Source organism: Aquirufa aurantiipilula (assembly GCF_019923745.1).
In the GTDB taxonomy this organism is placed as follows: Bacteria; Bacteroidota; Bacteroidia; order Cytophagales; family Spirosomataceae; genus Aquirufa; species Aquirufa aurantiipilula.
The window spans coordinates 378,057-402,362 of sequence record NZ_JAANOG010000001.1 but is presented as its reverse complement, the minus strand read 5'-3'; the positions used below and the strand labels follow the sequence as shown (position 1 = coordinate 402,362).

General features: G+C 36.4%; 24 protein-coding genes. 7 read left to right on the top strand and 17 right to left on the bottom strand.

Going from position 1 to position 24,306, the window contains the following annotated elements:
• Nucleotides 1-41 precede the first annotated feature (41 nt).
• Genes G9H60_RS01805 through fucP form a run of 10 tightly spaced genes read right to left on the bottom strand, consistent with a single transcriptional unit; the run spans nucleotide 42 to nucleotide 9,497 of the window.
• The gene (locus G9H60_RS01805) at nucleotides 42-1,109 is read right to left on the bottom strand and encodes a dipeptidase (RefSeq protein ID WP_223142401.1); all 1,068 of its coding nucleotides are present in this window, start codon (nucleotides 1,107-1,109) and stop codon (nucleotides 42-44) included.
• A gap of 1 nt (nucleotide 1,110) precedes the next feature.
• A complete protein-coding gene (locus tag G9H60_RS01800; RefSeq protein ID WP_223142400.1) occupies nucleotides 1,111-2,202 on the bottom strand; it encodes a D-TA family PLP-dependent enzyme in 1,092 nt (363 codons plus the stop codon).
• A 1-nt stretch (nucleotide 2,203) separates the two neighbouring features.
• Entirely contained in the window at nucleotides 2,204-2,986 is a 783-nt protein-coding gene (locus G9H60_RS01795) for an L-fucose dehydrogenase (RefSeq protein WP_223142399.1), read from the bottom strand.
• Nucleotides 2,986-3,816, bottom strand: coding sequence for an amidohydrolase family protein (locus tag G9H60_RS01790; RefSeq protein WP_223142398.1), 831 nt, complete (start codon nucleotides 3,814-3,816; stop codon nucleotides 2,986-2,988). Before G9H60_RS01790 ends, G9H60_RS01795 begins: the two co-directional genes overlap by 1 nt.
• Nucleotide 3,817: 1 nt before the next feature.
• The gene (locus tag G9H60_RS01785; protein WP_223142397.1) at nucleotides 3,818-4,666 is read right to left on the bottom strand and encodes a fumarylacetoacetate hydrolase family protein; all 849 of its coding nucleotides are present in this window, start codon (nucleotides 4,664-4,666) and stop codon (nucleotides 3,818-3,820) included.
• 19 nt (nucleotides 4,667-4,685) lie between these two features.
• Nucleotides 4,686-5,363 carry an SGNH/GDSL hydrolase family protein gene (locus G9H60_RS01780; RefSeq protein WP_223142396.1) on the bottom strand — a complete coding sequence of 226 codons (678 nt, stop codon included), beginning with the start codon at nucleotides 5,361-5,363 and terminating at the stop codon, nucleotides 4,686-4,688.
• Between the two features lie 8 nt (nucleotides 5,364-5,371).
• Complete coding sequence (locus G9H60_RS01775; protein WP_223142395.1) at nucleotides 5,372-6,139, bottom strand: SDR family NAD(P)-dependent oxidoreductase; 768 nt, start codon at nucleotides 6,137-6,139, stop codon at nucleotides 5,372-5,374.
• A 9-nt stretch (nucleotides 6,140-6,148) separates the two neighbouring features.
• On the bottom strand, nucleotides 6,149-7,804 hold the full coding sequence (locus G9H60_RS01770; RefSeq protein WP_223142394.1) for a UxaA family hydrolase: 1,656 nt from the start codon (nucleotides 7,802-7,804) through the stop codon (nucleotides 6,149-6,151).
• Nucleotides 7,805-7,819: 15 nt separating this feature from the next.
• Complete coding sequence (locus G9H60_RS01765) at nucleotides 7,820-8,149, bottom strand: L-rhamnose mutarotase (protein ID WP_223142393.1); 330 nt, start codon at nucleotides 8,147-8,149, stop codon at nucleotides 7,820-7,822.
• A 4-nt stretch (nucleotides 8,150-8,153) separates the two neighbouring features.
• On the bottom strand, nucleotides 8,154-9,497 hold the full coding sequence (gene fucP / locus G9H60_RS01760; RefSeq protein WP_223142392.1) for an L-fucose:H+ symporter permease: 1,344 nt from the start codon (nucleotides 9,495-9,497) through the stop codon (nucleotides 8,154-8,156).
• A 221-nt stretch (nucleotides 9,498-9,718) separates the two neighbouring features.
• On the opposite strand from fucP, the gene G9H60_RS01755 reads away from it, so the two are divergent.
• Nucleotides 9,719-11,155: an alpha-L-fucosidase gene (locus G9H60_RS01755; RefSeq protein WP_223142391.1), complete on the top strand. Its 1,437-nt coding sequence runs from the start codon at nucleotides 9,719-9,721 to the stop codon at nucleotides 11,153-11,155.
• On the opposite strand, the gene G9H60_RS01750 is transcribed toward G9H60_RS01755, so the two are convergent.
• The 4 genes from G9H60_RS01750 to ligA are packed head-to-tail and all read right to left on the bottom strand — an operon-like array spanning nucleotide 11,121 to nucleotide 14,755.
• Entirely contained in the window at nucleotides 11,121-11,570 is a 450-nt protein-coding gene (locus G9H60_RS01750) for a hypothetical protein (protein ID WP_223142390.1), read from the bottom strand. The genes G9H60_RS01755 and G9H60_RS01750 overlap by 35 nt on opposite strands.
• Nucleotides 11,551-11,853: a Dabb family protein gene (locus G9H60_RS01745; RefSeq protein WP_223142389.1), complete on the bottom strand. Its 303-nt coding sequence runs from the start codon at nucleotides 11,851-11,853 to the stop codon at nucleotides 11,551-11,553. The genes G9H60_RS01750 and G9H60_RS01745 overlap by 20 nt, the downstream gene beginning before the upstream one ends.
• Nucleotides 11,854-11,857: 4 nt before the next feature.
• Nucleotides 11,858-12,751: a 4-hydroxy-tetrahydrodipicolinate synthase gene (gene dapA / locus G9H60_RS01740; protein WP_223142388.1), complete on the bottom strand. Its 894-nt coding sequence runs from the start codon at nucleotides 12,749-12,751 to the stop codon at nucleotides 11,858-11,860.
• Nucleotides 12,752-12,754: 3 nt separating this feature from the next.
• Complete coding sequence (ligA, locus tag G9H60_RS01735) at nucleotides 12,755-14,755, bottom strand: NAD-dependent DNA ligase LigA (protein WP_223142387.1); 2,001 nt, start codon at nucleotides 14,753-14,755, stop codon at nucleotides 12,755-12,757.
• Between the two features lie 81 nt (nucleotides 14,756-14,836).
• Between ligA and rpe the strand changes: the two genes are divergently transcribed.
• The 5 genes from rpe to G9H60_RS01710 are packed head-to-tail and all read left to right on the top strand — an operon-like array spanning nucleotide 14,837 to nucleotide 20,795.
• Nucleotides 14,837-15,499, top strand: coding sequence for a ribulose-phosphate 3-epimerase (rpe, locus tag G9H60_RS01730; protein ID WP_223142386.1), 663 nt, complete (start codon nucleotides 14,837-14,839; stop codon nucleotides 15,497-15,499).
• 5 nt (nucleotides 15,500-15,504) lie between these two features.
• Nucleotides 15,505-17,532: an OmpA family protein gene (locus tag G9H60_RS01725; protein WP_223142385.1), complete on the top strand. Its 2,028-nt coding sequence runs from the start codon at nucleotides 15,505-15,507 to the stop codon at nucleotides 17,530-17,532.
• A complete protein-coding gene (locus tag G9H60_RS01720; protein ID WP_223142384.1) occupies nucleotides 17,532-18,656 on the top strand; it encodes an acyltransferase family protein in 1,125 nt (374 codons plus the stop codon). Before G9H60_RS01725 ends, G9H60_RS01720 begins: the two co-directional genes overlap by 1 nt.
• Before the next feature lies 1 nt (nucleotide 18,657).
• The gene (locus G9H60_RS01715) at nucleotides 18,658-19,407 is read left to right on the top strand and encodes a glycosyltransferase family 2 protein (protein ID WP_223142383.1); all 750 of its coding nucleotides are present in this window, start codon (nucleotides 18,658-18,660) and stop codon (nucleotides 19,405-19,407) included.
• Nucleotides 19,404-20,795 carry a protoporphyrinogen/coproporphyrinogen oxidase gene (locus G9H60_RS01710; protein WP_223142382.1) on the top strand — a complete coding sequence of 464 codons (1,392 nt, stop codon included), beginning with the start codon at nucleotides 19,404-19,406 and terminating at the stop codon, nucleotides 20,793-20,795. Before G9H60_RS01715 ends, G9H60_RS01710 begins: the two co-directional genes overlap by 4 nt.
• Before the next feature lie 7 nt (nucleotides 20,796-20,802).
• Here the strand turns inward: G9H60_RS01710 and G9H60_RS01705 are convergent, their stop codons facing one another.
• Together G9H60_RS01705 and G9H60_RS01700 are read right to left on the bottom strand one after the other, a co-directional pair.
• On the bottom strand, nucleotides 20,803-21,375 hold the full coding sequence (locus G9H60_RS01705; RefSeq protein WP_223142381.1) for a carboxymuconolactone decarboxylase family protein: 573 nt from the start codon (nucleotides 21,373-21,375) through the stop codon (nucleotides 20,803-20,805).
• A 46-nt stretch (nucleotides 21,376-21,421) separates the two neighbouring features.
• The gene (locus tag G9H60_RS01700; protein WP_166374045.1) at nucleotides 21,422-21,970 is read right to left on the bottom strand and encodes a peroxiredoxin; all 549 of its coding nucleotides are present in this window, start codon (nucleotides 21,968-21,970) and stop codon (nucleotides 21,422-21,424) included.
• Nucleotides 21,971-22,085: 115 nt separating this feature from the next.
• On the opposite strand from G9H60_RS01700, the gene G9H60_RS01695 reads away from it, so the two are divergent.
• Complete coding sequence (locus G9H60_RS01695; protein WP_223142380.1) at nucleotides 22,086-23,006, top strand: hydrogen peroxide-inducible genes activator; 921 nt, start codon at nucleotides 22,086-22,088, stop codon at nucleotides 23,004-23,006.
• Here the strand turns inward: G9H60_RS01695 and G9H60_RS01690 are convergent.
• Nucleotides 22,993-24,306, bottom strand: coding sequence for an MFS transporter (locus G9H60_RS01690; protein WP_223142379.1), 1,314 nt, complete (start codon nucleotides 24,304-24,306; stop codon nucleotides 22,993-22,995). The two genes, G9H60_RS01695 and G9H60_RS01690, sit on opposite strands and share 14 nt — an antisense overlap.

Here is a 24,306-nt window from a genome sequence, read left to right as displayed (position 1 = left end):
TACAATTAACCATTTACAATTCACCATTCACCAATACCCTTTTATTTCCAGTTTTTCTCCAAAAAGCCAATCCAGTTTTTATGACATATCTTTTCAATGTCATCGGAGGAATAGCCTCTCTTACTGAGTAAATCAGGTATTTTCTGTAAATCGGCGATGGACTGAATGTCATAAGGACATTGTTCTGTTCCAAATCCTCCGTCTAAATCTGTTCCAAGACCGACATGATTGGTATCTCCTGCGATTTGGCATATATGATCTAAATGATCAATCATCGTATTCAGGCTTACCTGCATATTTTGAGGAGTGGAAACGCCTCTAACCCAATTAGGGACCATCATCCATGCATCTAGAGGCATTCCAATCACGGCACCTCGACGAATCAATTCTTTAAATTGTTCATCCGTAAATTGACGATTATGATTAACTAAAGCCCGACAATTATGGTGACTTGCCCAAATGGGTCCGTCGTAATGTTCCATGGCTTCCCAAAAACTATCATCACATAAATGTGTGGCATCAAGGATGATGCCCAATTGTTGCATTCTCGCTAAAAGTGCTCGCCCCGCTTCTCCTAGTCCTCCAATGGCATTGGTTCCTTGGGCGTATCTTCCTGGACCATAATGTGCTGGTCCTAATGCTCTTAATCCATAATTGTAGGCAATATCTAAATGATCTACCGTGATTATCGAATCAGCACCTTCTAAACTTAAAATATACCCAATCTTCTTTTTGGTATCTTGGCTATTATTCCAATATTCGACATGGGTTTGTAATTCTTCCCAATTTCTGATAGGACTTAATTCTCCCAGTGTCTCCAATGCTTTATAATAAGCTAATTGTCCCTGAGTTTGCGCCCAAGCTTGTTCTGGCGAGTGCCAACCTGGCAAAGTGGAGCTTTTATCTACATACCTAGCTATTTGAGTAGCCACTACTATGCCAATATTCCCTTTTCTTAATTCATCCAAGGATATAACAGCATTTCCTCTGTCTGGCTTATCTGTCATGCCTTTTTCTCTTTCATTTATATCTTGTAATGAAGATCTTAAATCACGATTCCATTCCAAAGCATTCATGCTGAGGTCCAAATGTGCATCAAATAATAGCATGTTATATATTGATTTTTCTGTTTCTAGCTTTTACTTCCCAAATGCCAGTAAATATTTCATTTTCAATTACTTGCAAGTTTGCATGCAAGGCCACAGTCGGACAAACATGATAAGGTATCATATAAAACTCTTGACCAATTTCATATAGTTCAGAATTAGGTACTTCCACAATGCCGTGTTCTTCACTTTGGCTCAATAATTTAAATTCAGGGTGGTCGATGAATCGAACTCGATTGTCAATGTTGTTCTCTGCTGCCACAGATTTATGGCCCAAATCTAAGCAAATAGTTGTTTTACTAGGTTTCGAAACGATTCTACTGATGATGTAAAGAGCCGGTTTTAGGCTATCTTCTGGATACAAAGTGCTATATCCCGCATCAAAAAATACAAAGGTACCTGGACTACATACATAGGCTGGGTTTTGGTGATGAACTAGAAAACTAGGTGTGCCTCCAACGCATAATTCTAAGTCAGGATACTCAGAAGAAATGGACTGTACTAATGCCTTAAATTCGATGAAATCACGTTGAACATGAGCTTTTCTTTCATCTAAATCCAAATCGCGTATGTGACCGTCGTAGGCATGTAATCCACGTAATGCAATTGCGGGTAGTTTTATTATTTGATGAATCAATGCTTCAGTTTTAGCAGGAACAATACCTGTTCTATTCATACCTACATTGATGTCTATGAATACCTGAATCGTCAATCCAAGTTTTAGAAAAACCTGAGATATAACTTGGGCAGCATGAAAATCATCGATTAAACAAGCAAATTCGCTTTTGGGATATGTTCGCACCAAAGTAGCCAATCGTTCTATATTAGGCCCAGTAGGTTGCATGCTCAACAAGATTGATGGAGCAATGGAAAGAGCTAATAACTCGGCCTCAGCTATAGTAGCACATTTGAATTTTTTGATTCCGACAGCAAGTAGTAAGTCGTTTACCTCTTTTGTTTTATGGGTCTTGATATGAGGCCTCAATCGATTCGGATCTCCATTGACTAAATTCAAAACGTAAGCAATATTTTCCTTTACTATATCAGGAAAGACTAATAAACCTGGACTTTGAATATTTGTACAATCAATCTTCATTTTATATTAAAGCACGATCTAAATGCGTATAGCCACCGTCTACGTGGATCAATTGACCTGTAGTATGACTTGATTTTTTTGACAATAAAAAAGTAACCATATCTCCTAATTCCTCAGGTGTGGTCATTCTTTTTCCCAAAGGGATTTTTTCAGTTATGGAAGCAAGCGTTTCTTCAGGATTGGGAAGAGTTTTTAACCATCTATCATACAATGGTGTATAGCATTCGGCAACAATTACTGCATTTACTCGAACTCCCTCTTTTAATAACTCGACAGCCCATTCTCTGGTTAATGCATTTCTTCCACCATTGGCAGCGGCATAAGCAGAAGTACCACCTTGGCCAGTTTCCGCCACCTTTGAACCAATATTAACAATTGCCCCTTTTGATTGAATTAAATGAGGTAAGCAAGCTTTAGCCATTAAGTAATAATGAATCAAATTGGAATGTAAGGACTGCATGAATTTTTCATATGTTCCAGAGGCTAAACCTACTCCATCGTTAATACCAGCATTGTTAACCAATCCATCAATTTTCCCAAAAAATTGATACACTTCATTAACCACGCGTTCACATTCTTCGGGACGACTAAGTTCGGCTACAAAAGAAAATGCTTGTCCACCCGTGGCTTGAATCTTAGCAATGGCCTTTTCATTATCTTCTTTATTTCTACCCACGATTGCCACCATAGCTGATTCCAAAGCCAATGATTGACTGATGCCTTCTCCAATCCCTTTGGCACCACCGGTTACGATGATGACCTTTTCTTTAAGTCCTAGGTTCATTATAGTTCTACTTGATAAAAAGCTAAACAATTATTCAATTTGATATCTGCTTGTTCAGATGCAGATAAACTGGAAATACTCTCTTGAAATACTTCCAACCATTTTTCTAGTGTAGATGCCACTAAAACTACCGGATAGTCAGAACCAAATAATAATCTTTTGGGGCCGAATACCTCTAATGCGACTTCAATCGTTTCTTTGATTTCATCTTTTGTCCAATTAGCCCAATCCGCTTCTGTAACTAATCCAGATAATTTAGCTGATACATGATCAAGTTCTTGATATCCTTGTATATCCTTTTTCCACTGGGTCAAATCTTTCGATTTATAAGGAGGTTTGGCCAAATGATCTAAAATCAATTTTTGATCATTAACTTTTTGAGCAAAGGCTACACTTTCTTTTAATTGATGTGGATATATTAAAATATCATAGGTATAATCAAAAGCAGCTAATTGTTTGACTCCTTGAATAAAATTAGGCCTTTGAAAGAAGAGCGGGTCTTTTTCTCCTTGAATGACATGTCGAAAACCAACACATTTTTCGAAATGAGAAAAATATTCTAAGCGACTTTCTAGGTAATCATTCTGTAGGTCAGTCCAACCAACAACCCCTTTGATAAAGTCGTTTTGTTCCGCCAAGGCTAACAAAAATAGAGTCTCCTCTTCCGATGAATCTGCTTGTACCGCAATACAACCATTGATTCCATTTTTTGTAAACAACACCTGACTTTCATTGGGGTAAAAATCAGTTTGAATTTTGGACATATCATCCGTTATCCAAGTATCTCGCTCAGGTTGATAATTCCAAAAATGTTGATGCGCATCAATCATACTATGCAGAATAGGCAATGGCCTTTTGTTTTTGCTCACCTAAACCATCCATTCCTAAGGTCATAACATCACCAGGCTTTAAAAATACTGGAGGATTTAAACCAAGACCTACCCCATGTGGCGTTCCCGTGGAAATGACATCTCCAGGTAGTAGGGTCATGAATTGTGAGATGTATGAAACAATTTGAGGTACATTGAAAATCAACTGTTTGGTATTGCTGGTTTGAAAACGTTTTCCGTTGATATCCAACCACATATTTAAGTTATGCACATCTTGGATTTCATCTTTAGTAGCTAAAAATGGCCCTAATGGAGCAAATGTATCGCAGCCTTTACCTTTTGACCAGTTTCCACCTCTTTCTAATTGAAACTCTCTTTCAGATACATCATTGTGCAAACAATATCCAGCTACATAATCATAAGCTGTTTCTTCACTTACATAAGATGCTTTTTTACCAATAACAATGGCAAATTCAACTTCCCAATCAGTCTTTACTGAGTTTTTGGGAATGATGACATCATCATATGGGCCGCTTAAAGCCGAAGTGCTTTTGAAGAATAAAATGGGTTCTGTTGGTATAGCCGCACCTGTTTCTTTGGCATGATCAGCGTAATTTAATCCTACACATATGATTTTTGAAGGTCGGGCTACGCAAGAACCAATTCTTTGAGGGTGACTAATTTCTTCTAATATTTCGTTTTTGACAATATCTGCCAATTTTTCAATTCCGCCCTCTTCAAAAAAGGCTTCATTGAAATCTTGAAAATACGCACTAACATCGAAGTATTTTCCATCGATTAAAACAGCAGGTTTTTCTTTATTTAGGTCTCCTAGACGAACTAATTTCATGATTTGAATTGTAAGAATATTATTTGATGTCTTTTAATACTGACCACATCGTTTCAGCCAAAAATTTATTTCCTGCTTCATTCAAATGTACCCGGTCACTAGTTAGAATGCCTGATTCTTTATTTTCAGGATTATTGTTCTGTTCATAGCTTATAAAAGCTTTTCTCAAATCGATTAAAGTACAATTATTGTTTTTCGCTATTCGACGAATGATTTCAGAATAACGGTTTAAATCACCATCATTTTCATTGCTTGCGTCAAATCGTTCACCAATAACTGTAGGTGTACAAATAACAACTTGACTTCCAGCAGCTTGAACTTTTTTAATTAAAGCATTATAAAAACGTTCAAATTTATCAGCATCTGTTCCTGTTCTAGAGGATGTTTTATGCCAAACATCGTTTATTCCAATGTAAATGACCGTAATGTTGGGTTTCTTGGCCAATAAATCATCTTCATGACGTAGATATAAATCATAAATTTTATTTCCACCTATTCCTGCTCCTATCAATTCATATTTGTCTGCTATGCCTTGAGTAGTCAGCATGTTGCGCATTTGGGTAATATAGCCAGTAGGTGAAACTCCTGCTTGAGTAATGGAATCTCCAAAGAATACAATCTTGATGGGATTAGCTGGAGAAAAAGAACTCAATGAAGCCAATACAAGGGCAATGCAAAGAAATAACTTACTTTTCATGGGATATTTTAATTGTTTAAATAGGTAAAACCACCGTCGATAGGATAATCACATCCTGTAATAAAGGATGCTTCATTTGAACATAAATATAAGGCTAAATGAGCAATTTCTATGGGTTGAGCCATGCGACCAATAGGTTGTGTTGCCGATAATTTGGCAAACATTTCCTCTTTTTTGTCAGGATAATTTTTAACGATAAATCCATCTACGAAAGGAGTATGAACTCTACCTGGAGAGATGCAATTGCACCTAATTCCCTGTTGTACATAATCTTTGGCAACCGATTGTGTCATAGAACGAATGGCTCCTTTTGTCATGGAATATCCAAAACGATCAGGAATTCCAACAGATGCTGCTACCGATGCCATATTGACAATTACTCCTGAGCCCTGTTGTAACATTCCCGGAATAAAGGCTTGCATACAGTGGAATGCCCCTTTAACATTGACATCAAAAATGGATTGGAATCCCTCAGAGCTGGTATTTTCAATATTTCCTATTTGTGCAATCCCAGCATTATTAATCAAGATGTCAACATTCCCTAATTGTGAAGCTAGTTTTTTAACTTCATCTATTTGGGTAATATTTACTATATGCAACTTAGATTGAGGTGAAATACTTGTTAATTCTTTTTCAGTTTGTCGGGAACTCACATTTTCTAAATCAATCATGTGTACTTCTGCACCTTGCTGAGCGAAAAGTAATGATATGGCTTTTCCGATTCCAGAACCTCCACCTGTTATGACAGCTTTCTTATTTTTTAATGAAAATAACATAAGTACAATTTATAAAGATACTCCCCTTCTCCAGAACATGAAATCATCTTGTCCAAGCTCCATGGCTTTGGTATTAATCTCTCCAGATGCCAAACGAATTACATAATCCAATATTTCTTCGCCCATTTCTTCTACCGTTTTTTCACCTGAAATGATGGGTCCACAATCAATATCAATGATTTCAGGTAATTTTTCAGCCAATCTTGTATTGGTAGACAATTTAACCATGGGGCTGATTGGATTTCCTGTTGGTGTACCCAAGCCTGTTGTAAATAACTGAACTGTAGCACCAGCACCAGCCATACCTGTGGTAGCCAAAACATCATTTCCTGGAGTACAAACTAGATTTAAGCCATGCTTTTGGGCATATTGACCATAACCTAGGGCATCTACTATAGGAGAAGTACCTGCTTTTTTAGCAGCTCCAGCTGATTTAATTGCATCGGTTATTAATCCATCTTTTATGTTTCCAGGTGATGGATTCATATCAAATCCCGCCCCAACAGCTTCTGCTCTACTGGCATATTCACGCATTAATTTTCCAAAATTATCTGCCACTGTAGCATTGATGGATCTATTTTGCAATTCTTGCTCCACTCCACATAATTCTGGAAACTCAGCAATCATGACAGTACCGCCTAAAGCCACCAATAAGTCAGCAGTATGTCCAATGGCTGGGTTAGCAGAAATTCCTGAGAATCCATCAGAACCGCCACATTTAACTCCTAAACGTAATTTAGAAAGTGGTGCATCTGTTCTACTTATTTTATTGATTTCAACCAGCCCCTGAAAAGTTTTTAAAATCACTTCACTCAATAAATTTTCAACCCCGCTACCTTCATCTTGCTGCTGCTCAAAGAAATGTATGGGTTTAGAAAAATTGGGATCTATAGCTTTCAGACTATTTTTAAATGTTTCAATTTGCGAATGTTGACAGCCTAAACTTAATATGGAAATCCCTCCTACATTAGGGTTGACACAATAGCCGGCCAATAAAGCACATAACATATCAGAATCATCTTTGCTTTCTCCACATCCACTTTCATGACGTAAAAACTTAATTCCATCAACATTAGGAAATGAGTCTGATTTCTGAAGTAATTCGCCCTTAAAAGTTCCTCTTATTTCATTGGCCTTTAATTCTTTACCGCTTTCTAATTGTTTTTTTAATTCAATCACTTGATCAGTAAATGGGTCATTTTTTTGAAATCCTAAACCTTTGATAAATGCATTTTTAAGCAATTCAATATTTCGATTTTCACAAAAGACTAGAGGGATTACTAGCCAATAATTTTGAGTTCCTACTTGACCATCTGGTCTTTGATAACCCTTGAATGTTAGATTTTTCCAACGGTCAACATTGGGAGCCTCCCAAGTATACTCTTTTTGCTTGCCCAAAAAATCTTGAGAAGCATGATGTAAATTAAAGGTATGAATTAGGCCACCTTTAGGAATATCTTGAGTAGCTACACCTACTAATACTCCATACATGGTAGCTGTATCCCCCTTTGGAATATCCACAGTACTAAATTTGTGTTTAGCCGCTATATCGTCCTTTAAAATAATTTCTTCTCCTTGATGTTGGATTGTAGTACCTGCTTTTAAATCTTTTAGGGCAACGAGTAAATTATCTAAGGGGTGTATTTGTAAATAAGAACGGGACATTAAAATAGTTTTAAATTATAGTTTAAATATTTGTTTAGTTAATACCCATTTATCTCCCTCCGGAGTTCCAGGTATTACTTGCTGAAATTGACTCATGAGTTGTTCCCATGCTTGAACTTTTTCGTTAGAGGCGTCCATGTTACTTTTTTCCTCAAAACTGAAATTGTCATGGGCGACAATTTCCATGACTAATCGGTTTTCAAAACGATAAATTTCCATGGATTCAATTCCAGATGCGCGAATGCTCTCCGCAATATCTGCGGGGATGTTTTGATGATAGTTTTCATAGGTTTGAATAAGTTTAGATTCATTTTTCAAGTCCAGCATTAGCATAAATCGTTGCATAGCTCTAGACTTTTTGGATTTTAAATCCTTGGTACGCGTAATATACAATAAACACAAAGCAGACTAAAGGAATGCCCAATGCCAATGAAGGCCCTATTTTAAATAGATATGCCGTAAAAGGAGGAATAATAGCTCCTCCAACTATGGACATGATAATTAATGATGAGGCTAATTTTGAACCTTCTCCCAAATCTTTACATGCCAATGCAAAGATAGTAGGAAACATAATGGATTGGAAAAAATATACCATCATTAATGCAATAACTGCTAAGATTCCTCCACCCAACATCGCAATGACAATGGAAATTACCGAACCAACGGCATAAACACCCAAGACCCGATTTGATTCATATTTACCCATAAAATAGGTACCAATGAATCGACCCACCATAAATAAAATAAAGGCAAAAGAAGCATGAAAACTGGCTATTTGAGTCGCAGTCATGCTTTCTGTTGTTTGGTATATTTGTTCTACTATCCATAAATTGGAATCACGCGCAAAGTCTAATTTAAAATCAACAAAATTTCCCCAAAGAGAAACTTGTGCTCCAATATTGCAAAATTGGGCAATGACACCAAGCCGTAAATGCTTGTTTTTAAGTAAACTAGTAATGGTAATTTGGCTATTACTCGATTTGCTTTCTCCAGCAGCTTTCACCTCAGGCATTTTAGTAACAGCGAATAAAATAGCTACAATAGCTACAATTAGACCAATAATTAAATAAGGCCCCTGAACTGATTCTGCCTGACTTACGCGAATGGCTTCTGCTTCTGCCGCCGGTAAAGCCTGAATCATGTCACGTGTATATTCCCGATCAGAAAAAATGAATATTCCTCCAATTACTGGTCCTAAAATAGTACTGATTCCATTAAACGATTGTGCCAAATTTAGTCGAAAATCCCCTTTTTTCGGATCTCCAAGTACGGTTACATATAGGTTGGCTGCAGTTTCTAAAAATGCAATTCCACTTGCAATGAGGAATAATGCTCCTAAGAAAAAACTATATTGTCTGACTGCGGCTGCAGGATAAAATAAAAATGCTCCAGCGGAATATAAAATTAGGCCCATTAAAATCCCCATTTTATATCCTAATTTTCTCATAACCATTCCAGCTGGAATGGCCATGACAAAATAACCCATATAAAAAGCAGTTTCTACGATATTAGCTTGCCAGCGTTGTAAATCTAAAGCTATTTGAAATTGTTTAACCAAAGTGCCATTCAAACTATTGGCCAAGCCCCAAAGAAAAAATAAACTAGTAACTAAAATAAAAGGAAGTAAATAATTAGTATTGTCTTTGCTTTGACTTAGTTCTAATTGATCTTCAGAGTTTATTGGTAGGGCCATACACAGACTTTATGTTAAAAGAGTTTAGCAGCTTTAATTTACCTGCTTTTTTTTATTAATTTTAGTTTTTTACTCATTATTCTTATGTTAAATGTTAAAATAGTTCAATCTAAATTCAAAAAATCCTGAATTTCAGTTTTTGATTGTTAATTATTGTATCAGAATTATAAATAGAGTAATCAATAGATTTGTTATTCGCGTTCATATTTAAAAATACTTTCATGCGTATTATTTTACTTTCTGCAGTTTATGTGTGTTCCTTTTTTGTTGCATTTTCTCAACAAATATCCCCTATTTCTCCTTTACCCTCAAAAAAACAAATTCAATGGCAAGCCTTAGAATATTATGGATTTGTCCATTTTAACATGAATACGTTTACCAATGTTGAATGGGGAGAAGGAAAGGAATCGCCTTCCAATTTCAATCCCACTGCATTAGATTGTCGGCAATGGGCACGTATTGCTAAAGCTGCTGGCATGAAAGGCCTGATTTTAACGGCAAAGCATCATGATGGTTTTGCATTATATCCTTCGAAGTTTACAACTCATTCGGTGGCTAAGTCGCCCTGGAAAAATGGTAAAGGGGATGTGGTGAAAGAATTGGCACAAGCATGCCGAGAATATGGCTTGAAATTGGGGATTTATCTTTCTCCTTGGGATCGTTTTCACCCAGCTTATGGGACCGATGATTACAACAAAATTTATGCTGAAATGCAAAAGGAATTATTAACTCAATATGGTCCGATATTTGAGTTTTGGTACGATGGCGCTAATGGAGAAGGTCCCAATGGAAAGAAACAGGTATATGATTGGCCATTATTTCATTCGATGGTCAATAAATACCAAGCTAATGCTGTTCAGTTTTCTGATAATGGACCAGATATTCGTTGGGTAGGCAATGAACGTGGTTACAATTATGAAACTTCCTGGAGTCCAATCAACCGCGACGAAATTTATCCAGGGTATCCACAGTTTGATCGATATAAAAATGGTCAAGAGAATGGAAGCCATTGGGTAGCACCTGAAGTTGATGTATCCATTCGTCCGGGTTGGTATTACCATCCCAAAGAAGATAATAAAGTGAAAAGTCCTGATTCTCTAATGAAGATTTATGTGGCTTCTGTTGGCCGTAATGCTAATTTATTGCTGAATATTCCTGTAGATACGCGTGGATTAATTCATCCCAATGATTCCGCATCTATGATGGGTTTTGCAGAATTGAGAAAGAAAAGTTTATTCAATTTGTTGAAACCTAGTTCAAGTAAGATACAAGTAAGTTCAACGTTTAATTCAACATATACCGTTAAGAATTTAAGCGATCAGGATGTTTCAAGTGCTTGGGCGCCACAAGTGAATGATTCCAAGCCCATTATACACATTAATTTTACTCAGTCAGTACTTTCTAATACCTTGATGTTGCAAGAACCTATTGCTTTAGGTCAAAGGATTAAGTCCTTTTCAGTAGAGATTGAGGCAGAAAATGGAGAGAAATGGCTAATTAAGGCTAAGACCATTGGAAATAAACGAATGCTTACCTTCCCAGAAAGAAAGGTAAAGCATATTCGTATTATTTTGGAGGAATATCGAGCTCAACCTTTGATTACCAATGTAGCCCTATATCGAATTATTTCAACACGTAACGAATCGCTTTACCACTAAAAGTGTAGCCATTAGCGTATTGTGTACTGTAAACTTGGTATTTAACGTCCATCAAAGCACTAGCCCCCATTTCGGTAGCTTTTTCTACCAATTGGCTCAAAATTTCTTGTTTCTTGGTTTGATGGTTACCACGGTTGAGCATTTTGCCATTGACCGTTTGATTGTTTTCTAATGGAACTTCACCTGAAATGCTGATGCTTTCTATGACCTCATAAGATTGCTTCGGACTTTCATTGAAATAAAATACATCAATGGCGTATTTTACAGGAATTTCAAATCCTAAACCATCATGGCGATCCACTCCCCCATCTTTAAAGTTGGGAGAGTAATACGTAGATGGTTTTACGTTTTTTGAACATGAAGCCAACAATATAACAATTCCGAAACTTAGTACTTTAAATGCTTTCTGAGTCATAAATTAATACTCTGTCCCAATACTGAGCACAGTTTTTGATGAATTCTAAATGGATAGGAGCAGTTTGATAATAATCATGACCAGCTTCATCTCCAAAAGTGGTTAATAAACAGTAATCATAAGAACGATCAATAACAGGTCGATCTGTATTGGCCGGTTTTCCTACATTGAAATCTTTGACGGTTTCTACTTTTCCTAGGCTTAAAACGCCTGCTTCAAATTGTTGAATTTCTTCTTCGCTTAGGCCTTTCTTTAACCAAAAATTTACTACGTGAACAAACATGATATTAATTAGATAAGTTTTCTTGTTGAATAATTCGGTTCAATTTTACTCCCAATTCCTCAGATGCTTCAGCCAAAGGCATTCTAACTTGCGCTTGAATCATACCTTTTAATGCTAATATCTTCTTCACTCCTACAGGATTTCCCTCTTCATATAAATATGGATCAATGGCTAAGAAACTTCCTAATGATTTTCTAGCTTCAGCGAAATCTCCTGCTAATGCTGCATGAATCATTTGAGAGAATTGATGAGGAAAAGCGTTGGCAATGACAGACATAACTCCAACTCCACCTATGGAAATAATTGGTACAGCTTGAACATCATCTCCTGAAATTAGAAGAAAATCTGCAGGTTTATGCACGGCAATTTCCATGCATTGTTCAATTATACATGAAGCTTCTTTAACACCTATGATATTAGGATGTTCAGCTAAGGTCAAAATGGTTTCAGGCGATAAATTAATTCCAGTCCTACCTGGAATGTTGTAAAGTATCACTGGCACCGGACTTGCATCCGCCACGGCACGGTAATGCTGGATGACTCCACGTGCACTAGGTTTATTATAATATGGACAAACAGATAATATGGCGTCAATGCCATCAAATAAAGTTTGCTTAATTTGGGCAATTAAACTTTCTGTATGATTTCCACCTAAGCCATAGACAATGGGTAGGTTTTTAGAATTAGCTTCTTGAACAGTGGCTATGATTTTCTTTTTTTCATCAGCACTGGTTGTTACAGATTCACCTGTGGTTCCTTGTACCACTAAATAATCAACTCCCCCAGTAATAACGTACTGAACAAGGTTTCCTAAAGCCTTCCAATCAATCGTTCGATCGGATTGCATAGGTGTTATTAGGGCTGGTGCTACCCCGTGAAATTTAGGTAATGTATGCATGAGCTAGTGTAGGAGAGCTAAAAACTCATCCTCTGTGATAATTTTTATGGATAATGAATTTGCCTTTTCTAATTTGGCTGGTCCCATATTTTCACCTGCTACTAAATAATCTAGTTTCGCTGAAATGCTGGATACAACCTTACCTCCATTGGCAATAATTTTGTCTTTTAATTCTTCTCTTTCGAAGTTTTTAAACACTCCCGAAATTACAAAACTTTTTCCGACCAAGGCTTCTCCCTCCAAAACTATTTCTTGAATTTCTTCTGATAACTGCACTCCGGCCTGCCTTAAACGTTCAATTTGATGAATATTATCTGAATCATCCAAATATTCTTTTAAACTTCTAGCTATTCTTTCACCAATTTCAGGAACAGCAATTAATTCTTCTAAAGTCGCTTGAGCGAGGTTCTCCATTGAATGAAATTGCCTGACTAATTTTTCAGCAATCGTTGCTCCCACATGCCGAATACCTAATCCAAAAAGTACTTGTCTAAATGGAATTGTTTTTGACTTTTCAATCGATTGTAAAATATTGTTGATTGATTTACTTTGAAATCCTTCCAAGCCATCAAAATGACTTGTTTGTAAATCATATAAATCGGCTAAGTAATGTATGATGCCTTTTTCTACTAACAAATCGATTGTTTCAACTCCTAGGTTTTCTATGTTCAGGGCTTTTCTTTGGATGAAATGTTCTATTTTACCCTTGATTTGAGGTGGACAATGCTTATCATTTAGGCAATAGTGGTTTGCTTCGCCCTCTTGGCGCACCAAAAGAGTTCCACAGGCTGGGCATTCGTTTGGAAACTGGAATTTTGGTGAGTCAAATTTTCGTTTAGCGACATTCACTGAGGTGATTTTGGGAATGATCTCACCCCCCTTTTCTATAAATACAGTATCATTTTCTCTTAGATCCAATCGCTCCATTTCATTGGCATTATGCACAGAGGCTCTTTTGATTACAGTTCCCGCCAAATACACAGGTTTTAGATTAGCCACAGGAGTTACATTTCCTGTTCTACCTACTTGATAACTGATACTTTCAATTTCTGTTTCTGCAATTTCAGATGGGTATTTGTAAGCAATGGCCCACCTTGGTGATTTGGCCGTAAATCCTAATCGCTCTTGTTGGGCATAATCATTGATTTTAATGACTATTCCATCCGTATTTAAGGGTAAATCATGTCGCTTATCCTGCCATTCGTGAATGTAGGTTAATACTTCATCCATCGTTTGACATTTTTTCCAAGTAGGAGAAACAGGAAATTTGGCATTAGATAAGGCTACAATACTTTCTTCATGTGTTTGAAATGGATTTTCATTTCCAACCATGGCATAAATATAACAAGCCATATTTCTTCTGGCTACTTCGGCTGAATCTTGCATTTTAAAAGTTCCCGAAGCCGCATTTCTTGGATTGGCTAAAGGAGCTTCTCCCCGACTAATCTTTTGTTCATTGATTGTTTCAAAGGAAGATAAAGGCATGTATCCTTCTCCTCTTAATTCAAATTCCTTTGGAAATATGGGAGAATTGAGTCGGAGAGGTAAATCTTTGATTGTCTTAACGTTATTGGTTATATCATCTCCCCTAGTTCCATCTCCACGCGTAACCCCCTTGATTAGTTTACCATTTTCATACCAAAAAGATAGAGCAACTCCGTCAAATTTAAGTTCACAGATGTATTCATACCTTTCTCCTTCTAATCCCTTGGACACCCGTTCGTCAAAATCTCTTAAATCTTGTTCATTATAGGTATTCCCCAATGAAAGCATGGGGAAACGATGAGTTACACTTTTGAATTGTTTTGTAATGGTGCCTCCTACTCGTTGGGTTGGACTATCTGGTAAAGCGAATAGCGGATTTTCGTTTTCTAATTTCTGGAGTTCAGCTAATAATACATCGAATTCCTGATCAGAAATGAGGCTTTCATGTTGCTGGTAATAGGCTTCATTGTAACGATTAATTTGATGGATTAATTCTTCCATCCTCATTTTCACATCCATGTATCAATTTTTAACAACCTAAAGTTAAATGGAAAGCACTAAGAAATAAACCATAGCCAATAATTTTCATACCTTTGCAAGATGGAAAGTTTAATCATCGCCCCTTCAATTTTAGCTGCAAATTTTGCAGAACTTGGTTCCGAAATCGATATGTTAAATGCCTCTCAGGCTGAGTGGATACATGTAGATGTCATGGATGGAATGTTTGTGCCCAATATTTCTTTTGGTTTTCCCGTTTTAGAAGCAGTTAATAAAAGAGCTAACAAGGTGTTGGATGTACATTTGATGATTGAAAAGCCTGAAAGATACCTCGAAGCTTTTGCAAAAGCAGGCGCACAAGTTTTGACTGTACATTATGAAACTTGTCCTCATTTGCACCGAACAGTGCAACAAATTAAGGATTTAGGTTGTTTAGCCGGTGTTGCATTAAATCCTTCTACCCCAGTACATGTATTAGAAGATATTATTTCAGATCTTAATTTGGTATTGATTATGTCAGTAAATCCAGGATTTGGTGGTCAAAAATTTATCCCCAATGCCATTAAAAAGACAAAAGAAGTAGCTGAGCTAGCTGCTTCAAAAGGTGTAACTAAACTTAAAATTGAAATTGATGGTGGTGTGTCTATTTCCAATGCACCAGATCTTATTCATGCAGGTGCCAATGTGTTAGTTGCCGGTAATTTTGTGTTTTCTTCTCCAAATCCCATAGATACAATTGCCAATTTGGTGAAACTAGGTAACTAACATTCATGAATTTGAAAATCCGCTTAATTTTTGGAATTTTCTGTTGTTTGCTTGTTTTTAGCTTGCCTGCACAGCGTGTTCGCTGGGCTAATAAAGTTATATCTGTTTCAAGTGAATATTCTGATCCGCTTTTAGGTTTAGAGTATCGATCTTTACACATTCTTGGTAAACCCAGTAAATACCCCACTTTTAGTAATAGTCCCAGCGCTTGGCAATCTCTAACGCCTGATAATCCAGCAGGAGAATACATCATTGTGTCTTTTGATAGTTTATCCAAAGTGAAACAAGTGGCTATTTTTGAGAATTTTGGTGCGGGTTCTATTGTCCGTGTTGATGGATTAGACGAGAATAATAAATTAATTTTATTGAAGGAATTCAGTCCAGGGTATGCGCTTAAATCCGCTCAAGTAACGAGTATCATTTTACCAACAGCCACAGTTCCTTTACGAGCAATTAAGGTTTCTATGAATTCTGAGCGGGTTAAAGGTTATTCCCAACTCGATGCCATTGGAATTTCAGATTCAGATGTACCCATTGAAGAAAGTTTGAAATTGAATAAAGATGCCAATGCTTATTCTTTTAAGGAAAACCTAGGCAAGGATATTAATTCGCCATATAATGAAATTTGTCCAGTAATCAGTCCAGATGGCAAAAAGCTTTATTTTACTCGATGGAAACATCCATCCAATATGGGTAAAAATAAGAATCAAGATATCTGGGTTTCCAATTGGCAAACCGACACAAAAACCTGGTCAAAAGCCGAATTATTTTCTGAACCCATCAATAACGATGAGAATAATGCTGTTTGTGGTATTTCTCCCAATGGTAAAACCATGCTTTTGAACAATGTGTATCGGAATGATGGACAAATGGAAAAGGGTGTTTCCATGTCCTTTTTATTACGAACAGGTGATTGGAGTTTTCCAAAAGCATTGAAAATTTTGAATTTTAAAAATAAATCAGAGTTCTCCGAATATTCCCTTGCTCCCAATGGTAAGATTTTAGTGATGACCACAGAGATGAAAGATTCTTATGGCGGCAAAGATATTTATGTTTCATTTTGGAAAAATGATGATAGCTGGACGGAACCTAGAAATATAGGCCAGGTGGTTAATACAGGAGAATCAGAATCAACACCCTTTATTGCTCCAGATGGTGTCACGATGTATTTTTCATCTAGCGGTCATGTGGGATATGGTAACAATGACATCTTTTTAACTCGCCGATTAGATGATACTTGGTTAAATTGGTCGGAACCAGAAAATCTAGGTCCTATTGTGAATACAGCACAGTGGGATGGATATTTTTCTGTTGCGGCTCAAGGGGACTACGCTTATTTTAGTTCAGTAGAGAACTCGCTGGGAGCCGAAGATATTTACCGTATCAAGATACCTGAAAAAGCAAAGCCTTTGACTTTGATACAAATGGCCGGTCAGGTGCTGAATCAGGATTCACAGGAAGCAGTAGCCGCTAAAATTTTGGTCAAATCAGTTGCAGGAACAGATTCACTTTGGGTAGATTATGATCCTTATTTAGGTGATTATAGTTTCATGTGGCCAGCTAAAAAAGCATTTACTATGCAAGTAGTTAAAGATGGCTATATCTGTCGAGTAGAGAAGTTTGATTATACCTCAGAACGGAGCTTTAAAACCTTGCAAAGGAACCTTTTGATAATTCCCATTCAGTTGAACAAACAATATCAAATTCCTAACATTAACTTTGACCAAAGTAAGGCTGAATTAATTCCAAGTTCCTATGAGGAATTAGATAAAATTGTTAAGATACTAAAGGATAATACCAGTTTTAAAATACTTTTGGAAGGTCATACAGATAACCAAGGCGACTGGAATGAGAATATGAAACTATCCTTAGAACGGGTTGAAAATGTAAAAGCTTATATCGTTTCAAAAGGGATTAGTCCTAATCGTGTACGAGTAAAAGGATGGGGAGGAACCAAGCCGATGGCCAGTAATATGAGTGAAGAAAGAAGAAAATTAAACCGTAGAGTGGAGTTTACCCTTCAAGGAGATTAATGAGCGATAAACACGCAGTATATTTCACGCAATTAAATGGTATTCGCTTTTTGGCGGTATTTTTAGTTTTAATGGACCATTGGTTAGTCCCCACTATCCCCTTTCCTCTAGGTCATTTAGGTGTGGTTATATTTTTTGTTCTAAGTGGTTTTTTGATTACCCGAATTTTATTTCAAAATGCTGATGATGTGGCAGACAAAGGCCATTCTCCTTGGAAAAAAATCAAAACTTTTATATTACGTCGTTCTTTACGGATTTTCCCCATTTACTTTCTTATTTTGTTTATTGGAGGATATTTAGGCATTGAACCTTTTTCTGAAGTTTGGAAATGGTTAGTTTTTTATATGCCTGATTTTTACATCATGATTCACCGACAGTGGATTGGTGTTTGGGATCATTTGTGGTCATTGGCTGTGGAAGAACAGTACTATTTAATTTTCCCCTATTTTATTCTATTTCTACCCCGTAAATACTTCGGAAAACTATTTCCTTGGATGATTGCATTAGGCTTTTGTTCTCGCCTATTTTTTTATCTGCTTACTAGCCACGACTTTAAAGAGACATCCTGGATGTGGTCTTATGTCAATCCTTTTAGTGCCATCGATAGTTTTGGTTTAGGGGGATTATTGGCCTATTTCTATCATTATCGTCAGGCTACATTCAAACGCATCAGTGAGATCAAGTATATTCTACCTATAACTCTAGCTTCTTTTTTTCTAGTTCTCTGGTTTTCACATTTGGCTGAATATACCTATGATAATATCTGGTTTATTGTTATTGAACGTAGTGTAGCTGCTATTTTTTCCTTTTTTTTAATTGCCGAAGCAGTATCAGAACGGCAACATATTTTTGGTCGATTCTTATCCCTGTCGTGGGTTGATTACCTTGGTAAGATATCCTACGGTTTATATTTGTATCATAATTTTATTTATAATTATTACCATCAAGAAGGAAATACTTTATTGTGGGCTATTTCTAAATATATGCCCCTATTTCAAACAAATTTCCTTAATTTTATATGGTCAAAATTTTTCATCAATCTAATTTTATTACTATTTGTTGCCAGTATCTCCTGGTTTGTAATTGAGAAACCAATAAATAGTTTCAAGGATAAATTAAAATAATATGAGTTTGGAATTAGTGGTAGTAATACCCGCCTACAATGAAGAGGAATGTATTCAGCAAGTAGTAGCCCATTGGATTAATGGAATTTCTACCTTTGTGAGTCCAGATAAATTTAAATTACTCATTATTAACGATGGCTCGAAAGATCGAACTGGGGCTATTTTAGATGAGATTTCTGGGATATATCCAAACCTTATTGCGAAACATCAATTAAATGGTGGACATGGTAATGCAGTGGTGAATGGCTATCGTATGGCCGTTGAAATGAATCCAACCTATGTGTTCCAAACCGATTCTGATGACCAGTTTGATGTGAAGGATTTTGGTAATTTTTGGGAGAAAAGAAACCAGTCGGAATTCATTTTAGGATATCGCAAAGTGCGTCACGATGATCCTTTCCGTTTGGTCATTACTCGAATATTAAAATTCTCATTATTGTTCATTTACGGAACATACATTGATGATGCTAATATTCCTTTTCGTTTATTCAAAACAAGTTTCTTGAAGAAGTTGTTACATGCTTTACCGGCGCGTACCCCTTTTGCTCCTAATATCTTTTTAGCTGTTTTAGCTAAAAAATCAGGACAAAATTTATTTAATATACCGGTAATTCATAGAGAAAGAGAAACAGGAGAAGTGTCTATTCGTCACTTTAAATTGCTAAAAGTGTGTTGGCAAAGTTTCAAGGAATTATTAGCCTTTCGAGTACATTTAAACAGTTTAGTTAAAGAAATTACCCAAGGAAAATGAAATATAAATATGTCATCCTAGGTGGAGGACCCACTGGTCTAGGTGCTGCTTATCGATTAAAGGAATTAGGAATAACTGATTTTATTGTTCTCGAAAAAGAAAACTTTGTAGGTGGATTAGCTACCAGTTTTGTGGATGAAAAGGGTTTTACATGGGATGTCGGCGGGCACGTTCAATTTTCACATTATCAATATTTTGATGATTTGATGAAACTGGCTTTAGGTGAGGATGGTTGGTATACACATCAAAGAGAATCATGGGTTTGGATTAGAGATCGTTTTGTCCCTTATCCTTTCCAAAATAATTTAGGGTATTTACCCAAAGAAGAGCAGTGGCAATGTTTGCAAGGTTTAATCGAGTTATATAAGAAAGGGCCTTCTACGAAGTTAGCTAATTTTAGAGATTGGATTTTAAATACCTGTGGACAAGGAATTGCGGATGTATTTATGTTCCCGTATAATTTCAAGGTATGGGCCTACCCTCCCGAAATGATGAATGCCAATTGGGTGGGTGAACGTGTTGCAGTAAGTGATCTTGGTAGAATTGTAGAGAATATTATTTTCGAAAAAGATGATCTTTCTTGGGGACCTAACAACCTATTCCAATTCCCAAAATCGGGTGGTACAGGTTCAATTTGGAAAGCTGTTGGTCAATTGATTGGTGAACAGTATTTTCGATTGAATTCAACTGTTAAGGCAGTTAATTTACAGGGACACCAAATTACCTTAGAAGACGGTACTCAGATTGAATATGATCAAGTAATGAGTACGATTCCTTTGGATATATTCACACAGAAATGTACAGATTTACCAAAGGAAGTGACTGAAACAGCGCAGGGTTTAAAACATAGTAGTACGCACGTAATTGGAATTGGTTTAAAAGGTAAACCAGTAGAACAATTAGCCAAAAAATGTTGGATGTATTTTCCAGAGGACAATAGTCCTTATTACCGTGTTACTGTATTTTCCAATTATAGTCCAGATAACGTTCCAGATCCTTCTAATCAATGGTCATTAATGGCAGAGGTAAGTGAGTCTGACATGAAGCCTGTAAATCGCACTACCTTAGTGGAAGATACCATTAAAGCAATGTTAGAAGATGGTCTAATTGAATCAGAAGACCAAGTTATTTCCAAATTCTATTTTTCAACTGCATACGGATATCCAACACCTTCTATTGAGCGCGATGGTATTCTAAAACAAGTTTTACCTGTTTTAGAGCAACAAGATGTGTACAGTAGAGGTCGATTTGGAGCTTGGAAGTATGAAGTGTCAAATCAGGATCACTCCATGATGCAAGGAGTAGAATGGGCCAATCGCATGGTACATCAAGTACCTGAATTGACCCTTCCTTTCCCGAACACGGCTAATGCAATGTGGGGTAAATAAGTTTACCCTACAATAAAACGATTAGGCTTTTGAAAATCGCTGTTAAGCGGATAGCATCCATGATGCGAGCTTCCGTTGCGCCGTGATTAATTACTGATTGTTCGTGCGATTTTACACACATTTCGCAGCCATTGATGGCTGAAACAGTTAAACTCGCTAATTCAAAGAATTCCTTACCCAAAACAGGATTCATCATGATGGACATTCTGATTCCGGCTGGAGCAGTGTTGTAAAATTCTTTGCCTACAAAATGCTTAAAACGATAAAAAACGTTATTCGCATTCAATAAAGAGGTTAATGCATGAATTTCATTGATTTCAGCATCCGTAGCTCCTTTTGTTTTAGCTAATTCTGTCAATGAATTAATCGTGATTTCATGCTTTTGATTCACAGAAACAGCTAAGGCCAACAATAAGGCTTCTTTCTCTGTCAATGTTGCATACTTCAATGCATTGGAAACGTTGATCTTTAAATCTTTGATATAACGATTATCCGTGGCATCTAATTGGTCCAATAAAGGAAATTGACTAGTGGCAGGTAAATTAATTTCGGCTAATAGATTATCTCTAGTTTCACTCATGATCTTGTTGTTAAAAAGCCCCAAATAAATGGGGCTTTAGTTGATATTATAAGGTTGCTTCCCCAGCTTTCCAGTTACATGGGCAAAGCTCATCTGTTTGCAAAGCATCTAATACACGTAAAACCTCATCTACGTTACGTCCTACTGATAAATCATTAGCAGAAACCCAACGAATGATACCATCTTGATCAGCGATGTAAGTAACACGGTAAGCTACTTTCTCATCTTCTGTCAAAATACCTAATTCTTCAGCTAAACTTTTAGAAGTATCAGCTAACATAGGGAATTTCAAACCACGTAAATCATCATGATCTCTTCTCCATGCAGCATGAACAAACTCAGAATCAGTAGAAGCACCAATTAATACAGCATCACGGTCAGAAAAATCACCAGCACGACGGTTGAATTCAGCGATTTCAGTTGGACATACAAAAGTGAAATCTTTTGGCCACCAGAACATCACCATCCATTTACCATCTTTTTTATGGTCTTCTGCAGTAATTGTTGCAAACTCCTTATCTTTTTCTAATGATACTACTGCTTTTTTCTCAAATGCTGGAAACTTACTTCCCAATCCTAACATGTGTGTAGACATAATATTTATTGTTTCGTTTAAAATTGTTCGATTTATTGTGATGCAAATTTCGTGAAGATAATCCTATCAAACAAATCTATATTTACTATATTTGTATAGTTTTAAACTATACATTATGACTATCACACAGTTAGAATATATTGTTGCCTTAGATGATTTAAAAAGTTTTTCAAAAGCCGCGGATTTTTGTTGCGTGACACAACCTAGCCTAAGTATGCAAATTCAAAAGCTAGAATCTGAATTAAATATGGTACTTTTTAATCGAAAGGATAAACCTTTAAAAGCGACACTTCAAGGCCAGGAAATAATTCGTCAAGCTCGAGTAATTTTAAAAGAAACCGCTACATTGAAGGACTTATCTAAAGGCTGGAGTAATCAAGTATCTGGTAATGTAAGTATTGGAGTTATTCCCACGATAGCCCCCTATTTAATGCCTCGGTTCTTATCGGGCTTTCAACAGAAATTTCCTGATTTACACATCAATATTTCCGAAACGACTACGTCCAATATTGTGAAGGAAATTAAAGAGGGGAAATTGGATATTGGTATTTTAGTTACTCCATTGGCAGATCAATTGATTGAAAAGCATTTATATTATGAAGAATTATATCTTTATTCCAATCTACGTTTACCTACAGGTAAAATTGGCCAAGAAGTAGAACCTGAGAAATTATGGTTATTGGAAGAGGGACACTGTTTAAGTAGTCAAATTAATTCAATCTGCAACTTGAAATCGGGTCAAACATTAAGTCCAAGAATTACTTACCAAACAGGTAGTTTAGAAACGATAGTTCGAATAGCTGAGGATGCTGGTGGTCAGACAATTATCCCTGAAATGTTATACGATTTTTTAGATTCCAACAAGCAAGAGCACGTTTTCCCTTTACCTTTTCCTAAGCCTGTACGTGAGGTTTCCTTGGTGTATTCCCCCAGCTATGCTAGAAAAGGCATCATTCATGCCTTATATGAAGAAATTTTATCGGTAGTTCCTGAATCATGGCGAGAATTGAATGAAAGAAACATTATTCCGATCTAAGTACTTCAGGATTAATTTTATGTAATCTGGCCATGTAAATTAAGCTTAACATAAATACGAAGGCCAACACCAAAATGCCTAAGCGCATATTCCCAGTTAACTGTATCAATAGACCAAAAATAAAGGTACCTATAACGGTCGATGCTCGATCACAAACATCAAAAAAACTGAAGTATGAGGCTGTATCATGTTCATTATCAGGACATAATTTAGCATAAGTAGCTCTAGAGTTCGACTGGATTCCTCCCATGACGAATCCTATAGCTGTAGCTAATAAATAGAAATGAAAAGTTTCGTGGACGAAATAAGCAGAGCAACAAACTAATATCCAAAATAGAATGATGACGCGTATGGCATTCACATTGCCTATTTTTTTTGACAAATGTGCACATACATAGGCACCGGGAATAGCTACCAATTGAATAAGCAAAATGGTAATGATGAGCGACTCTGAAGGTAGATGTAATTCTTGACTTCCAAAAAGAGCTCCTAAAAGCATGACAGTTTGAGAACCCATGTTATACAAGAAAAAACCTATTAAAAAGTTTTTAATGGATGGTATATGGGTTATTTCATGATACACCTTTTTTATTTCTTTAAAACCACCTAGCCACCATCTTGGATGTTTTTTTTCTTTTTGAACTGACTTGGGTAGGTAATAAAATGGAATTTGGGCAAAAATAAACCACCAAACCCCTACTGTTAAAAATGAAATTCTAGATGCCATTTCTACCGAAATACCTCCATATAAATCGGGCATTAAAATCATACTCAAATTTTGCAGTAATAAAATAACACTTCCTATATAACCCAATGAAAAACCTTTGGCACTTAATTGGTCATATCGGTCTGGACTAGCTATTTCAGGTAAAAAGGAATTATAGAATACCAAACTTCCTCCCCATCCAATGATTGAAAATAGAAAGCCCAAAGAGCCAATGATGTAGTGTCCTTTGGTGAATAAATACAAAAGCATACAGCTGAATGCTCCTAAGTAACAGAAGAAACGCATGAAACTCTTCTTACTTCCAGTATAATCCGCAATACCTGATAAAAAAGGCATGAAAACAGCTAGAATCAAGTAGGCAAAGGATATGATATAAGAATAAACAACCGTGTTTTGGAGAGAGAAACCTGCTATTTCAATTAATTCAGGATGCTTACTACCCATTACAATGGCAGCTACCGGGAAATAAATGGGAAATATGGCTGAAACAATCGTTAATGAATGTACTGAATTAGCCCAATCATAAAAGGCCCAAGCATTCATGGTTTTTTTATTGTTCAACGATTGTTCCAT

Coding starts and splice junctions, on each gene's coding strand:
- G9H60_RS01805 (WP_223142401.1), bottom strand. CDS start 1,109: ATGCTATTATTTGATGCACATTTGGACCTCAGCATGAATGCTTTGGAA.
- G9H60_RS01800 (WP_223142400.1), bottom strand. CDS start 2,202: ATGAAGATTGATTGTACAAATATTCAAAGTCCAGGTTTATTAGTCTTT.
- G9H60_RS01795 (WP_223142399.1), bottom strand. CDS start 2,986: ATGAACCTAGGACTTAAAGAAAAGGTCATCATCGTAACCGGTGGTGCC.
- G9H60_RS01790 (WP_223142398.1), bottom strand. CDS start 3,816: ATGATTGATGCGCATCAACATTTTTGGAATTATCAACCTGAGCGAGAT.
- G9H60_RS01785 (WP_223142397.1), bottom strand. CDS start 4,666: ATGAAATTAGTTCGTCTAGGAGACCTAAATAAAGAAAAACCTGCTGTT.
- G9H60_RS01780 (WP_223142396.1), bottom strand. CDS start 5,363: ATGAAAAGTAAGTTATTTCTTTGCATTGCCCTTGTATTGGCTTCATTG.
- G9H60_RS01775 (WP_223142395.1), bottom strand. CDS start 6,139: ATGTTATTTTCATTAAAAAATAAGAAAGCTGTCATAACAGGTGGAGGT.
- G9H60_RS01770 (WP_223142394.1), bottom strand. CDS start 7,804: ATGTCCCGTTCTTATTTACAAATACACCCCTTAGATAATTTACTCGTT.
- G9H60_RS01765 (WP_223142393.1), bottom strand. CDS start 8,149: ATGCAACGATTTATGCTAATGCTGGACTTGAAAAATGAATCTAAACTT.
- fucP (WP_223142392.1), bottom strand. CDS start 9,497: ATGGCCCTACCAATAAACTCTGAAGATCAATTAGAACTAAGTCAAAGC.
- G9H60_RS01755 (WP_223142391.1), top strand. CDS start 9,719: ATGCGTATTATTTTACTTTCTGCAGTTTATGTGTGTTCCTTTTTTGTT.
- G9H60_RS01750 (WP_223142390.1), bottom strand. CDS start 11,570: ATGACTCAGAAAGCATTTAAAGTACTAAGTTTCGGAATTGTTATATTG.
- G9H60_RS01745 (WP_223142389.1), bottom strand. CDS start 11,853: ATGTTTGTTCACGTAGTAAATTTTTGGTTAAAGAAAGGCCTAAGCGAA.
- dapA (WP_223142388.1), bottom strand. CDS start 12,751: ATGCATACATTACCTAAATTTCACGGGGTAGCACCAGCCCTAATAACA.
- ligA (WP_223142387.1), bottom strand. CDS start 14,755: ATGGATGTGAAAATGAGGATGGAAGAATTAATCCATCAAATTAATCGT.
- rpe (WP_223142386.1), top strand. CDS start 14,837: ATGGAAAGTTTAATCATCGCCCCTTCAATTTTAGCTGCAAATTTTGCA.
- G9H60_RS01725 (WP_223142385.1), top strand. CDS start 15,505: ATGAATTTGAAAATCCGCTTAATTTTTGGAATTTTCTGTTGTTTGCTT.
- G9H60_RS01720 (WP_223142384.1), top strand. CDS start 17,532: ATGAGCGATAAACACGCAGTATATTTCACGCAATTAAATGGTATTCGC.
- G9H60_RS01715 (WP_223142383.1), top strand. CDS start 18,658: ATGAGTTTGGAATTAGTGGTAGTAATACCCGCCTACAATGAAGAGGAA.
- G9H60_RS01710 (WP_223142382.1), top strand. CDS start 19,404: ATGAAATATAAATATGTCATCCTAGGTGGAGGACCCACTGGTCTAGGT.
- G9H60_RS01705 (WP_223142381.1), bottom strand. CDS start 21,375: ATGAGTGAAACTAGAGATAATCTATTAGCCGAAATTAATTTACCTGCC.
- G9H60_RS01700 (WP_166374045.1), bottom strand. CDS start 21,970: ATGTCTACACACATGTTAGGATTGGGAAGTAAGTTTCCAGCATTTGAG.
- G9H60_RS01695 (WP_223142380.1), top strand. CDS start 22,086: ATGACTATCACACAGTTAGAATATATTGTTGCCTTAGATGATTTAAAA.
- G9H60_RS01690 (WP_223142379.1), bottom strand. CDS start 24,306: ATGGAACAATCGTTGAACAATAAAAAAACCATGAATGCTTGGGCCTTT.